Here is a 12,716-nt window from a genome sequence, read left to right as displayed (position 1 = left end):
GAACATTTTTCTAATTTTTTTATCCCATATAACATGCAAAAACCTAACCGGACACTACTGAATATTTATAGTTACTTGGAGTCAGGTTTGTTTTTAAATAGGATGTAACTTGATTCACATTGTATACAATAACAGGAACGTATAACCAATCATCGGACTGGAAGAGGCGCAGTGGCCTTACTGGCAAGGCTTTAGGCAAGCCGCACGAATATAAATTATCCGTCAATCTATAGATTGTCAGATAATTAATTTCACAAGGGTAGAGGAAAAAAATCTTAGGGAGGGCGTTGTAAGATTGCGATCGTCAAATCTGTTCATTTATGTTGATGAATTCTGTCCATAATTTTTTAAACCCGATTATGCTAGTACTGTCCGTAGTCCTTATCTCAAATGTGGGGCCCTTGATATTAAGACGCACGTTAGTGAATATTGTGGTCAGATGATACAGGAATTTATCAAAACCAGTCTCCTGATTTTTAAAAAAAGGAATTTTTTCATCAAGAAGATCGGCAGATACGGTGACCCTGACTATTTCCCGGATTACCTGTTCAGGTGAAGAGTTTTTATCTATGCCCTTAAAAGGAAGGCCGCATCGGCAGGGATCGGTATTGTTCCATATCTCCCTACGTTTTGCCTTCATTTTAAAATCATCTAGTTTAGTCATTGCGCATAGATTTAAGAAAAGAGGGACGATTTCCTCTGCAAAGCGAATGAGCACATGGAAGTGTATGGAAGCTGTACCTTTCATCATTTCACGGCCGCGGGTTCCGCTTTCAGAGAGCCGTTGGTGGAGTTCGATGTAGCGTTGTTCTGTAAGGCACAGGGGTGAATCCTCCCGGTTCGGTATATATCCTGTAGTTATATAATCTATCCCGAACTTCTGTTTGATATTAAAATTAGTCTGCTCAATCATAAAAAGTATCCGGTTTAATTTGTCATGCTCATCAGGCAGAAGTGGGCTGCTGTGGTATTCTATCTGACCGCCCGGTTCAAATGCAATATAAACGCCGGATGAATTTATGAAGCTGCCATTCTTCCTTGAAAAGCCGCATTCAGGCAGAAAAGAGTAAAGTTTCTCCATAAATTCAAGGTTCAAAGGAGCGGATGGTATAAATTCATACTCAAAGCCGTATGTTCTTGGGCCTGAAGGCGCTTTATTCAAAATGAGGGTCAGCAGCTTATCGGCATGTGCATGTATAAGTTTGTTCAGTGTGTCAGGGGTCATTATAAATCCAACTTTATTTATTTTTAACAGAAAAATTCATTGTACCATAAAGTAAAAATAATAATGGAAAATATTCTGTCTGCCTCGGAAACAAGGGTCTGGGGTCCTATTCCGCACGCAGTAATTTTGCTCATATGTTCCCGCGTAATCTCTTGATTCAGGATACCTTGCTGCTTTATAATACTGCCAAGCATTATCTCTTGCAGGAAATCAGGGAGAGTGTCGGGTTTCGCGAACCAGTCTGCGAGCGGGATCGTAAAAGGCTGTTTTTTTCTGAAAGCTGTTTCATGATCCAGCACGGAGAAGTCGGTATACGCGTGACTGCAAATAAATTTTTCACGGCATTCGTCAATGTTGACTTTGAATCCGACCGGGAGCGTCGCCGCGAATTCTGCGAGTCGGTAATCAAGAAAAGGAGTCCTTGTCTCAAGCGAATGTCTCATGGAAAGCTTGTCAAGACGTAGTATAACATAGTCAGGAAGCCTTGCGCGAATCTCGAAAGCGATGGCCGTATTTAATGGATGCTCCCTGCCGCTAAGGCGCGGAAGTGCGTCCCCAGGAAAAGAGTTGTCGGCAGTATCCCGTCCAATCAGTTGCTTTAGTTCATCATTGCTGTAAAGTATTTCACTTTGTATGTAACGCCTTGCCGGGTCTTTGTGCCGCACCGCAAGATACGGCTTAAGTTCAGGAAAAGTGTAATCAAGCTCCTTTTGCCGGCTGGATGAAAGCGTGTGGTATCGGCATGCTGCCGCTTCGATAAGAAATTTTCGGTATCCGCCAAAAATCTCATCTGCGCCTTCGCCGGTAAGTACCACCTTTAGCCTGTCTCCTGCCAACCTGCAAACCTGGTCTGTTGGAAGAATGGTTCCCAGTGAAATCGGTTCTTCTATAGACCGTACAATTTCAGGAAGTTGGTCAAGGGCCCGGCGGCTGCAGAGTTCCATGTACAGTCTTGCTGAAGAAAAGCGGCTGTTGTTAGCTTTTAAAAATTTTTTTACATTAAGGAGCTCATTATATTTTTCCTCTTCAAAAGAAATAGTGAAAAGGCTTATGTTCGGCTTCCGGTCGGCGGCCATTGAAGCAACCGCGGAAGAATCAATGCCGCCACTCACAAGGGCCCCTACTTCAACATCCGAGCGGAGTCTTATATTTACAGCGTCTGAAAGAAGAGTATGAAATTTTTCCTTTGCATCGGTAAAAGAGATTTCAGGAACATCTATGTCAAATTTATATTCCCAGTAACGTTTTATGGCATATGCACCTGAGTTAAGATCAAATGCGAGATATGAGCCGGGCGGCAGCTTTTTTATATTTTTAAACATCGTCTGTTCACCCGGGAGATACCGGTAGGTGAAATACGCAGCCAGGCCGGCCTGGTTAAGTTCCAGCGGAAGACGGCTACCGGCAATTAGGGGCTTTATTTCAGATGAAAAAGCGAAACAATCGTCTGTTTCCGTGTAATATAAGGGCTTTATGCCGAAGCGGTCCCGAAAAAGTATGAATCTGTTTCTTGGTTGGTCAAATATAGCGCCGGCATACATGCCGTTGAGCTCCTGCAGAAAATCAATACCTTTTCTTCGGTACAGGTGCAGAGCGACTTCTATATCTCCTTTAGATATAAAATCTTCGCCGGACACCCCGGGTTTAAGCTCAATGTAGTTGTATATCTGTCCGTTGCAAATAATAGTGGAACCGTCTTTTGGGCAGGTAATAGGCTGCATGCCGGTTTCAAGGTCAAGAATGGAGAGCCGGACAAAACCGAAACCGAGCCAGCCGCGGTTTACCTGAAAGATATTCTCTTTTTTGTCGTCAGGTCCCCTGTGGCGCAGAAGCCCGCCCATTTTTTCGAGTCGCCGCAGAATTTTTCCCTTTGAAAGGGAAGTTGAAACAATTCCGTATATTCCGCACATATGAAAAATCTCTTTCTGCGAATTTATTTTTGCGCGAGCCCTAAGAGCAGGTATCACAGGTTATGTATTTTGTGTGATCGACAATAGTGATTTCCAGCAGTCAAGTTCGGTGTTATGGGGAAGCCCTCTTTTATGCAGAATGGAAATAATTTTTTTATCGCTGAATCTTAAAGTCGGATTTATTTTTAATTCATCTTCAAGTGTCGAAAAAACATATTTTGGGTCATACTTTTTAAGAAATCCGTCAATATGGATATTATCCGGCTCTATCGATTTTGCAGTTTCCAGGTATTCCTTCACGTAGTCGTGCCCCGCATAAATCCTGGTGTCGTGGGGTAGGGGTAGTATGAGTTTAATAGACCGTAAAAAACCTTCCTGGTCACCAGTAAAGCATCTCCCTACCTTTCCGGTAAACAGGGTATCTCCGGAAAGAAGTATGTTTTTAAAATAATAGACTACTGAATCATGTGTATGGCCTGGAGTGTGGTAAACATGGATTTGATTACCTTCAAGTTCGAATTCTCCCTTTTTTATAAGATCAGAGATTTTAAGATGTTCCGCTGCAGTTGAACCCAAAAGCGCCCTGTTGCCGGAAGTATGGTCAGGATGGGTATGCGTGTTCAAAACATATTTAAGTTCAATGTTGTGATGTTTTAAAAAAGAAAGTATCTTCTCGACGGCACCACCATCTATGGCTGCTGCAAATTTTTCTCCATAAATAAGATAGCCCAAATTATCTTCTGAATAACGGAATTGTTTTAGTTTCATATTATGAGACGGGTCAGGTCTTCCTCCTTGCCGGATTTACACTTTCACAGGGGGGTCTTATACATAAAATGAGCTTATCTGTCAAGAATGAAGACCATGACCCAATGCCCCTTGGGGTTGTTTGGTTCATCAATAATCCGAACTTATAGATTTCCACATAAATAATTTCACTGCATTATCGGTCGTCGGAGTATTACAATACGCCTTCCTCCCTCTGGCCTTGTGTAATTAATTATCTGAAAATCTATAGCCACTAAAAAATATAAGATTATCTTTCACATCAGCCTTTATGCTGCTTCCTTTTTGGATATTCCCTTTGAGTATCTCCATTGAAAGCGGATTTTCCAGATGTCTCTGTATGGCTCGCTTTAATGGACGTGCGCCGTAAGAGGGGTCGTATCCTTCTTTGGCAAGCAGCGACCTTGCGGAATTCGAAAGAACAAGGTTAATATTCATATCGGCAAGCTTGGCACCGAGTTTTTCGACTTGAATCTCGACTATCTCCCCGATCTGTTCAATAGTCAGATTATGGAATATGATCGTTTCATCTATCCTGTTAAGAAATTCCGGCTTGAAATTTGCGCGTAACGCTTCCGTGATTTTTTGCTCCATTTCTTCCCGTTTTTGTCCCGTCAACTCCTGTATCCAACGGCTGCCTATGTTTGAGGTCATGATTATTAGAGTATTTTTAAAATCTACGGTTCTCGCATGTCCATCTGTCATGCGTCCGTCATCCAGTATTTGCAGCAGAATATTGAATACATCCGGGTGGGCTTTTTCAATCTCGTCAAAGAGTATCACCGAGTATGGCCGCCTGCGGACCGCCTCGGTTAAATAGCCGCCTTTTTCATATCCCACATAACCGGGCGGGGCTCCTATAAGTCTTGAAACAGAATGTTTTTCCATATATTCGGACATATCTATTCTCACCATGGCCCGTTCGCTGTCAAAAATAAATTCAGCCAGGGCTTTGGCAAGCTCGGTTTTGCCGACACCGGTCGGGCCCAGGAAAATGAATGATCCGATGGGCCGGTTGGGATCCTGCAGACCTGAACGTGAACGGCGAACGGAATTTGAAACTGCTGTAATGGCCTCGCTTTGGCCAATCACCCGCAGGCCCAGCAGCTCTTCCATATTAATCAACTTTTCCCTTTCACCTTCAAGCATCTTGCTTACAGGAATACCTGTCCATCTTGAAATGACTTCGGCAATATCCTCTTCCTCGACCTCCTCCTTTAACATTTTACGATTTTTCTGTAACTCAGACAACTTGAGATTGATTTCGTTAAGTCCGTTTTGAAGCTCCCCAGCCTTTCCATACCTGATTTCGGCCACCCTGGATAGATTCCCATCCCTTTCGGCCTGCTGCTCTTCAATGCTTAACTGTTCACGCTCCTCTTTAATTTTTCTAATTTCCTGAATCAAATCTTTTTCATTCTGCCAATGGGCCTTCATCCCGGTTATCTCTTCCTGCATGGCTCCTAAATTTTCTTCCAGCTTTAAGAGGCGTTCCCGGGATGCCTCGTCGGTCTCTTTTTTTAAGGCCTCCTTTTCTATTTCAGCCTGGGTGATCTTTCGCCGGATTTCATCTATCTCAACCGGCATACTGTCGATCTCGATCCTCAGCTTGGAGGCGCATTCATCTATCAGATCGATAGCTTTGTCCGGCAAAAAACGATCTGCAATATACCTGTTTGACAACGTGGCAGCTGAAACAATTGCAGAATCTTTAATTCTGACACCGTGATGCACCTCATATTTTTCTTTTAAACCTCTCAAAATAGAAATGGTATCTTCAACCGTAGGCTCTTTAACCAGCACAGGCTGGAATCTCCTTTCAAGGGCGGCGTCTTTTTCAATATATTTTCTATATTCGTTTAGTGTTGTGGCGCCGATACACCTGAGCGTTCCCCTTGCAAGGGCCGGTTTCAGCATGTTGGATGCATCCATGGATCCTTCGCTGGCGCCTGCTCCAACAAGTGTATGCAGCTCATCGATAAAAAGAACCACTTCGCCTTCGGCATTTTCCACTTCTTTTAAAACAGCTTTCAGGCGATCTTCAAATTCGCCCCTGTATTTGGCTCCGGCTATCAAAGCTCCCATATCCAATGAAACCAGCCTTCTGTTTTTGAGAGTGCCTGAAACATCACAGTCAACAATGCGCTGGGCCAGCCCTTCAACAATTGCCGTCTTTCCCACCCCCGGCTCTCCGATTAGGACAGGGTTATTTTTTGTCCTCCTGGAAAGAACCTGGACAATACGCCTGATCTCTTCATCGCGACCTATGACAGGGTCGAGTTTTCCAAGAGAAGCGAGATCCGTCAGATCCCGGCTGAATTTATCCAGAGCCTGGTATTTTTCTTCGGGATTCGGGTCTGTTATACGTTGTGAGCCTCTAATGTCCATGAGCACGGTCAGAATAGATTCCCTGGTAACACCAAAACCGGCAAGCAGATTGGCCGCTTTGCCGTTTTTTTGGTCTGAAACAGCCAGCAGGATATGTTCAATGCTAACATACTGGTCTTTCATCTGCGTGGCTTCCGCAAAAGCCGCGTCCAGAATTTTTTTGGTTTCGCCGGAAATATAGGTATCGCTTATTCCGTTAATTTTCGGGAGGTTATTTATTATATCCCTCAATTTGCCGGTAATCTCTTCAATCGGAACCCCAAGTTTTAGGAGTATGGAATTAGTTATCCCGTCTTTTTCCTTGAGCATTGCTGCAAGAAGATGCTCCGGTTCAATAAGCTGATTTTTCAATTCCGAAGCCAAAGCCTGGGCATTCTGAATTAATTCCTGCGATTTTATGGTAAATTTATCAAAACGCATAAAGACCTCCTTTAATGTTTGTCTGTTCTGGTAAACTGTAGTGTTATAATAAGCATTTATGCGTATGCTGCAAGTTGCGGGAGCTTGTAATTTTGGAATATATTGACAAAATGGCCGATTTTTTGTCTTGATTGTAGGCGAAAATATGGGGAAATACTGGGTGGAAAAAGGTTAATATATAGATTGTCAGATAATAAATTTCACAAGGCCAGAGGGAGGAAGGCGTATTGTAATACTCCAACGACCGATAACGCAGTGAAATTATTTATGTGACAATCTATAAAAGCCCGGAGGGTTGCCCCGGGCTTCTATTTGAAAACGGCAAGGCTTCTTAATATATGATTAAAAAATCCTGCAGATTTCCGACACTACGTCTAATGTTGGATTATCAGCGTTTCCTCCTTCAGTCATTCGCCAATATACTCGTTCAGCCGAACCATGGAATAGAAGAGGAAAGCTTTCATCTGTTACAATGGTAACATTATCGTTTTCGTCATGATGGTGAATAGTGTCCGCCGCTGTTGTTCCTGCAACTCCTTTTTGGGTAATTAAAAATTTTTCCATATTAGTTTTTATTCGCATTATTTTTTTATCCTTTATATTTTGTCGATTACCGGTCTATAGAAACAAAAATTAACACACGCTGCATATTTATTGACTGTGGCAGGCTTTACACCCTGTTGGTCCGGTCTTTTCATCGGTTTTCTTTTTCGACTTGTGGCAATTTCTGCACTCTTTCATGACCTGTTTTTTTTCAAGTCTTTTATTCGCTTTTAATTCCTCAATTGATCCTTTTGTTTGTGGAAAAAGATTATGACATTGATCTCAATCTCCAATAGCTGCCTGGTGTATGCGATGGGGAAACGTCACATCCCCTTTGTTGCCTCCGAAAAGGAGTATCTCGTCGGCGCCTCTGTTCTGAGCCGCAATTAATAGTAAAGGAGCAAGAATTGTTCCAATGATAAAAATCACTGATAGTTTGATCGTCATTATACCACCTTGATTCAAGAATTTTTAATTCATCATTATAGGATCATCAGTCAGAAGCCATATCAGTCTTCCATACTTCCCAGACCCTTCCCACAAGGTCAGGACCCGGTTTAAGTGTGGGCTTGCCTGGCTGCCAGCCGGATGGCGCGGCCTCCTTTCCATTGGTCTTTCGAACATATTGGAATGCCTGGATCTGGCGTATAAGTTCATCCACATTTCGACCCACCGGAGGAGTCAGTATCTCAATGGTCTGGATTACTCCATCAGGATCAATAATAAAGCGACCACGCATCTCAACACCCGAATTCTCCTCATAGACCCCGTAAACCTTGCCGATATTTCCAGAGCTGTCGGACAGCATCGGAAAAGGTACGCCTCCTTCCACCATTTTGGCAAGCTCATTATCCTGCCACATTTTGTGGACAAAATGGCTGTCTACACTTACAGAAAGCAACTCAACGCCCAACTCCTGGATATCTTTATATTTGGCGGCAACTGCAGCCAGTTCAGTGGCTCATACAAATGTAAAATCACCCGGGTAAAAACAAAGAACGACCCATTTGCCAAGATAATCCGAAAGTTTGACTTGTCCGAATTTTCCATTCTGATAGGCAGGAGCCTCAAAATCGGGCGCCTTGCCTCCAACCTTAGCTATAGACATAACTGTCTCCTTTATGCTTTCAGGTTCCTCTATTGATTTGTTTTCCTTCGCAAACTCACCAATCTTTGAACCGGTGGGCTTACCACAACCTATCTTCAAATCTTTCATATATTCTGTTTCCTTTATTTTCTCAAAACGTGATCACTTCATAAGCTTGTTTCATGTAGTGAGCCATCCCCGGATGTCCGTTCATATCGTCTAAAAGTCCTAAGCCCTCCGCCTTGATCTCCTCCAGGATACCCATTTTATTGGAACACGCCCTGCAAGCGCCATCAATTAAATCAAGGCCTTTAGCTTTATTATAAAATGGCGTATTTTTTGTTAAAAAGCAAAACTGCTTCAAAACAGCCTTTCAGATTTTATTCTTTTGAAAAATCATCCTTGCCCGCTCCACATACGGGGCATACCCAATCATCCGGAATATCTTCAAATTTTGTTCCGGGATCTATTCCACTATCAGGATCACCTTCTGCCGGGTCATAAACATAGCCACATACTTCGCATACATATTTATCCATAATAAATCTCCTTAATATAAATGTTATTTTTTTTCTGCAGAGAATTTTTCAGTCAAACTAACCACATTTATCTGTACCCTGCTTGTTGCACATAAAAGGCCTTCCTGTGATAGTATTCCAACTCTTCAGTCGTTACTTTCCCTTTAAACAGATTATAAGCCCAAATTTGATATCCGATTACAATCGGTATAAAGATCACCACTACCGTAAGCATTATCTTCAGGGTAAGAGGGCTTGAAGATGCATTATGGGCGGTAATGTTAAAATCCGGATTAATGTTTGAAGGAAACATGTTTGGATACAGACCTATAATACCGAAAAAAGTGGCGCCGACAATCGTAATCGCCGAAGCTAACCAGGCCTTAAAAAAAGTTTTCTTTGTCAGGAAAATTTTTATCCCCACAAGAGCCAGTACTGTGATCACTATAACGAGAAACAGGACAGGATGGGCAAAATAATTAATATATAGGCTGGTGGCAAATTTGCTGTAAACAAGAAAGAGAACAGCCAGGATTAATACCGCCGGCCATAATTTATCTGCCGTACCGATTGCTCTTTGCTGCAGGTCGCCATTGGTTTTAATGGCAAGCCAGATAGCCCCGTGGAGCATAAAAAATGTTAGATAAAGCAGACCGCCCAAAAGGCCGTAAGGGTTTAAAAGGGTAAAGAGTGTTCCGTGGTACACACCATCGACATCGATAGGGATTCCCTGATAAATGTTTGCAAAGGCCACGCCGAATAATAATGCCGGTGCAATGCTGCCGACAAATATGCATATATCCCATATTTTACGCCAGCGGGGATTGTCAATCTGTCCCCTGAATTCAAAGGAAACACCTCTCAGAATCAGGGCAAACAGTATAAGCATCAATGCCGAATATAATGAAGAAAACATTACTGCATAGAGAATCGGAAATGCAGCAAAGGTGACGCCTCCGGCAGTAATTAACCATACCTCGTTGCCGTCCCAGAGAGGGCCTATTGAGTTAATCATGATACGCTTGTCTTCATCATTCTTGCCGAGAAAAGGATAAAGAGTCCCTACTCCGAAATCAAAACCGTCTGTAATAAAAAATATAGCCCATAAAAGGCCCCACAGAAAAAACCATATTGTCTCTAAAACCATTTTTACCGCCCCCTATTACATAAAATTTTTGTTAAGCGTAAAGTGTCGATCGTTATTTGCAACCGGTCCTTTTACGGCATTTTTTGCTATCAGATAGAATCCGACAGCTCCCAAAAGTCCATAAAGCAGGATAAAGGCTATAAGAGATACCCATACCTGGGACGCGGCAACGGGCGAGGATGCCCCCGATGTTTTCATGAGGCCATAAACAATCCAGGGCTGACGGCCTACTTCAGCGAGGATCCATCCAAGTTCCATGGCTATGTACGGCAACGGTATCGAATATAGCATTACCTTTAAATAAAATGGATTTTCAACAAGCCTGTTTCGCAAAAATACCCCTATAATAGTTATCAGGATAAAGTAGGTACCCAGGCCAACCATGCCCCGGAAGGCAATAAATGTAAGAAGAACAGGGGGGCGTTCATCCACAGGGAAATCCTTGAGCCCTCTTACTTCGGCGCTGAGATCATGATAGCCCAAAAAACTGAGCATGCCCGGTATTGAGCCGATTTCAATTACATTTTTTTCATTCTTTTCATCCGGAATTGCAAAAAGATGAATGGTAGCTTTTGTGGTTGTCTCCCAGTGGGCTTCCATAGCTGCAAGTTTTTCCGGATAGAACATAAGCTCCGGGCACGGTATGAAAAAATTCGAGTACGGCAAATTTATTAAAGACCACAGCCGCAAAATCAACAACTTCGGCTCTGCCGTCTCTTATGGTATACCCAACCGGATGCTGCATCCAGCCGTTGGCAGCTAAAATCCAGAAAGCCGAAATCGTTCCGGCAGAAGCTATCAGCCACATTACAAATGCATGGGCTTTTTTTGAGAGTTTTTTCCATCCGAAAACCCATACCCCTATCAGGGTCGATTCAAGAAAAAAGGCAACCGTTGCCTCAATGGCCAGAAGAGAACCAAAAATATCGCCCATAAATTTAGAATAACGCGACCAGTTGGTTCCGAACTGAAATTCCAGTGTAATTCCTGTAACTACACCAAGTGCAAAATTTATAAGAAAAAGTTTTCCCCAAAATTTTGTCATGGAAAGATATATTTCTTCCCCAGTCCTGACATACTTTGTTTCCATATATGCCACTAAAAAAGAGAGCCCCAGCGTCAGGGGAACAAACAGGAAGTGAAACATTGTAGCGGCTGCAAACTGCAGCCTTGAAAGCATAACAACATTCATAAAGACCTCCACTTACACCTTTAAAAGTTGGCGCCAATCCAGATTTTAAAGAACCAGTTATTTATGAATAGACGCTATAGATTATCAGATAATTACTCTATTTTAAAATTTGGCACAAGATCATAGGGAGGTAGGGGTTCAAAATCTTGAACCCCTACCTCCAACGAACGATAACGCAGTGAAATTGTTTATGTGAACATCTATATAAAACATTGTGTTGCATCAAAATGGTACAGGAAGGAGCAAGTTTTTCAAGCATACTTAGGGCTCGCGCAAAAATAACTTTACATTTTAAGCGTCGATACATCCTGCCTGGCTGCGTTACGAAAGCGTAGAAATATCTTGATATTCCTACGCTTTCTCGCCTTGCCAGCCAGGCGCCTCAACACTTAAAATTGCTGACTTATTCAGCGATTTTTTTTATTTTGTATGCTGAATTAAGAATAAGTCCGTAAAGAATACCGCAGCCGGTGTCTTCTCTCTCTGCGTCCCCCTGCACGGCCAGTTTGATAAGATCATCAGCAAACTCTAATGGTTTTTTAATATTCCTATCACACGGTTTCATAACATTAATATCTCCATGGTATTTAATTTTTCAATTTATACTTGTTTATTACAACTTGCATACCAAGGGATTAATGAATATAGTTATTTAATCATAACATTATGAATAATCAATAAATTATAATAGGCAGGTCTGCAAACAATATCTCTTATATTTTTTCAATAAATGCGTGCCATACATATTAAACATGGAATTGTCTGATGCAGCATTACATTACTTAACAACTTAATATTATTATTTTTAATTTCAATAACAATATGTACCACTTTATTGATGATACACAATTGTATCATGTTACGATAAAAATTATAATTTAAATAAAATTAAATAATTTCAATATATTATTTTGTGTAAAATGTCTCTTTTGCCAAGGCATAATTGCTTCTGGTCCAGATGATATTTACCAATTAGTCGTTTGCTTTAAACAACGCGACTTGAAGGAGGGCACATACCTTTGGAAAAAACACGATCAAACAAAGACAGGCTGGAGATTGTCGCTGCCGAGATCCGGCGCGACCGGCAGCAGCGGGAAAAGGGTTATAGGGAGCAAGCGCTCAAAATTTACCCATGGATTTGTGCTCGATGCGGGCGCGAATTCACAGGCAAAAAACTGCGAGAGCTCACAGTTCATCACAAGGATCATAACCACGATAACAATCCGCCTGACGGCAAAAACTGGGAACTACTGTGTCTCTATTGTCACGACAATGAGCATTCGCGGTATCTTGAGCAGGAATGGCACGACGGGGCGACGTCCCATGGCGAGGAAGAGCCAACTTCTACCTACAGACCGTTCGCTGACCTGGAGGCCTTGCTTAAGAATAAAAAGTAGCTGCTATGCTATATATTGTCAGATAATTACCCTATTTTAAAATTTGGCACAAATGACAAGTTTGTCAAGCCTTACCTTTTCAAGGGGAAAACCGTATATCGCC

General features: G+C 42.2%; 14 protein-coding genes and 1 pseudogene. 1 reads left to right on the top strand and 14 read right to left on the bottom strand.

Annotated elements, in window-relative coordinates:
* Positions 1 to 304: 304 nt before the first annotated feature.
* The 14 genes and pseudogenes from BuS5_RS16555 to BuS5_RS16500 form a co-directional block, all read right to left on the bottom strand.
* Positions 305 to 1,225: a glutamate-cysteine ligase family protein gene (locus BuS5_RS16555; protein ID WP_027354670.1), complete on the bottom strand. Its 921-nt coding sequence runs from the start codon at positions 1,223 to 1,225 to the stop codon at positions 305 to 307.
* Between the two features lie 23 nt (positions 1,226 to 1,248).
* Complete coding sequence (gene asnB, locus BuS5_RS16550; RefSeq protein ID WP_035266039.1) at positions 1,249 to 3,135, bottom strand: asparagine synthase (glutamine-hydrolyzing); 1,887 nt, start codon at positions 3,133 to 3,135, stop codon at positions 1,249 to 1,251.
* Between the two features lie 60 nt (positions 3,136 to 3,195).
* Positions 3,196 to 3,903: a hydroxyacylglutathione hydrolase family protein gene (locus BuS5_RS16545; protein WP_027354672.1), complete on the bottom strand. Its 708-nt coding sequence runs from the start codon at positions 3,901 to 3,903 to the stop codon at positions 3,196 to 3,198.
* A gap of 228 nt (positions 3,904 to 4,131) precedes the next feature.
* Complete coding sequence (clpB, locus tag BuS5_RS16540) at positions 4,132 to 6,729, bottom strand: ATP-dependent chaperone ClpB (protein ID WP_027354673.1); 2,598 nt, start codon at positions 6,727 to 6,729, stop codon at positions 4,132 to 4,134.
* A 342-nt stretch (positions 6,730 to 7,071) separates the two neighbouring features.
* The gene (locus BuS5_RS16535; protein WP_027354674.1) at positions 7,072 to 7,311 is read right to left on the bottom strand and encodes a hypothetical protein; all 240 of its coding nucleotides are present in this window, start codon (positions 7,309 to 7,311) and stop codon (positions 7,072 to 7,074) included.
* Between the two features lie 69 nt (positions 7,312 to 7,380).
* Positions 7,381 to 7,539: pseudogene (locus BuS5_RS20590) on the bottom strand (cytochrome c3 family protein); the annotation flags it as partial.
* A gap of 15 nt (positions 7,540 to 7,554) precedes the next feature.
* Complete coding sequence (locus BuS5_RS16530; RefSeq protein WP_157487445.1) at positions 7,555 to 7,719, bottom strand: hypothetical protein; 165 nt, start codon at positions 7,717 to 7,719, stop codon at positions 7,555 to 7,557.
* A gap of 46 nt (positions 7,720 to 7,765) precedes the next feature.
* Positions 7,766 to 8,488: a thioredoxin-dependent peroxiredoxin gene (prxU, locus tag BuS5_RS16525; RefSeq protein WP_084446202.1), complete on the bottom strand. Its 723-nt coding sequence runs from the start codon at positions 8,486 to 8,488 to the stop codon at positions 7,766 to 7,768.
* 22 nt (positions 8,489 to 8,510) lie between these two features.
* Complete coding sequence (locus BuS5_RS16520) at positions 8,511 to 8,723, bottom strand: hypothetical protein (protein ID WP_051375054.1); 213 nt, start codon at positions 8,721 to 8,723, stop codon at positions 8,511 to 8,513.
* A gap of 16 nt (positions 8,724 to 8,739) precedes the next feature.
* Complete coding sequence (gene rd / locus BuS5_RS16515; RefSeq protein ID WP_084446204.1) at positions 8,740 to 8,898, bottom strand: rubredoxin; 159 nt, start codon at positions 8,896 to 8,898, stop codon at positions 8,740 to 8,742.
* A 67-nt stretch (positions 8,899 to 8,965) separates the two neighbouring features.
* Complete coding sequence (cydB, locus tag BuS5_RS16510; RefSeq protein ID WP_027354677.1) at positions 8,966 to 10,024, bottom strand: cytochrome d ubiquinol oxidase subunit II; 1,059 nt, start codon at positions 10,022 to 10,024, stop codon at positions 8,966 to 8,968.
* A 15-nt stretch (positions 10,025 to 10,039) separates the two neighbouring features.
* Positions 10,040 to 10,624 (bottom strand): cytochrome ubiquinol oxidase subunit I, encoded by a 585-nt coding sequence (locus BuS5_RS20265; RefSeq protein ID WP_338000275.1) that lies wholly within the window; start codon positions 10,622 to 10,624, stop codon positions 10,040 to 10,042.
* The gene (locus BuS5_RS20260) at positions 10,563 to 11,216 is read right to left on the bottom strand and encodes a cytochrome ubiquinol oxidase subunit I (RefSeq protein ID WP_338000274.1); all 654 of its coding nucleotides are present in this window, start codon (positions 11,214 to 11,216) and stop codon (positions 10,563 to 10,565) included. Before BuS5_RS20260 ends, BuS5_RS20265 begins: the two co-directional genes overlap by 62 nt.
* Positions 11,217 to 11,619: 403 nt before the next feature.
* On the bottom strand, positions 11,620 to 11,781 hold the full coding sequence (locus BuS5_RS16500; RefSeq protein ID WP_198012297.1) for a hypothetical protein: 162 nt from the start codon (positions 11,779 to 11,781) through the stop codon (positions 11,620 to 11,622).
* 484 nt (positions 11,782 to 12,265) lie between these two features.
* Between BuS5_RS16500 and BuS5_RS16495 the strand changes: the two genes are divergently transcribed.
* Positions 12,266 to 12,613, top strand: a complete 348-nt coding sequence (locus BuS5_RS16495) for a YajD family HNH nuclease (protein ID WP_443112713.1) — start codon at positions 12,266 to 12,268, stop codon at positions 12,611 to 12,613.
* The last annotated feature ends 103 nt before the right edge of the window (positions 12,614 to 12,716 follow it).

The organism is Desulfosarcina sp. BuS5, assembly GCF_028752835.1.
In the GTDB taxonomy this organism is placed as follows: Bacteria; Desulfobacterota; Desulfobacteria; order Desulfobacterales; family BuS5; genus BuS5.
This window is presented reverse-complemented; position numbering and strand designations above follow the sequence as displayed.

Bases quoted from the DNA above. Each gene is read 5' to 3' on its own strand.
- BuS5_RS16555 (WP_027354670.1), bottom strand. From the start codon at position 1,225: ATGACCCCTGACACACTGAACAAACTTATACATGCACATGCCGATAAG.
- asnB (WP_035266039.1), bottom strand. From the start codon at position 3,135: ATGTGCGGAATATACGGAATTGTTTCAACTTCCCTTTCAAAGGGAAAA.
- BuS5_RS16545 (WP_027354672.1), bottom strand. From the start codon at position 3,903: ATGAAACTAAAACAATTCCGTTATTCAGAAGATAATTTGGGCTATCTT.
- clpB (WP_027354673.1), bottom strand. From the start codon at position 6,729: ATGCGTTTTGATAAATTTACCATAAAATCGCAGGAATTAATTCAGAAT.
- BuS5_RS16535 (WP_027354674.1), bottom strand. From the start codon at position 7,311: ATGCGAATAAAAACTAATATGGAAAAATTTTTAATTACCCAAAAAGGA.
- BuS5_RS16530 (WP_157487445.1), bottom strand. From the start codon at position 7,719: ATGACGATCAAACTATCAGTGATTTTTATCATTGGAACAATTCTTGCT.
- rd (WP_084446204.1), bottom strand. From the start codon at position 8,898: ATGGATAAATATGTATGCGAAGTATGTGGCTATGTTTATGACCCGGCA.
- cydB (WP_027354677.1), bottom strand. From the start codon at position 10,024: ATGGTTTTAGAGACAATATGGTTTTTTCTGTGGGGCCTTTTATGGGCT.
- BuS5_RS20265 (WP_338000275.1), bottom strand. From the start codon at position 10,624: ATGGAAGCCCACTGGGAGACAACCACAAAAGCTACCATTCATCTTTTT.
- BuS5_RS20260 (WP_338000274.1), bottom strand. From the start codon at position 11,216: ATGAATGTTGTTATGCTTTCAAGGCTGCAGTTTGCAGCCGCTACAATG.
- BuS5_RS16500 (WP_198012297.1), bottom strand. From the start codon at position 11,781: ATGAAACCGTGTGATAGGAATATTAAAAAACCATTAGAGTTTGCTGAT.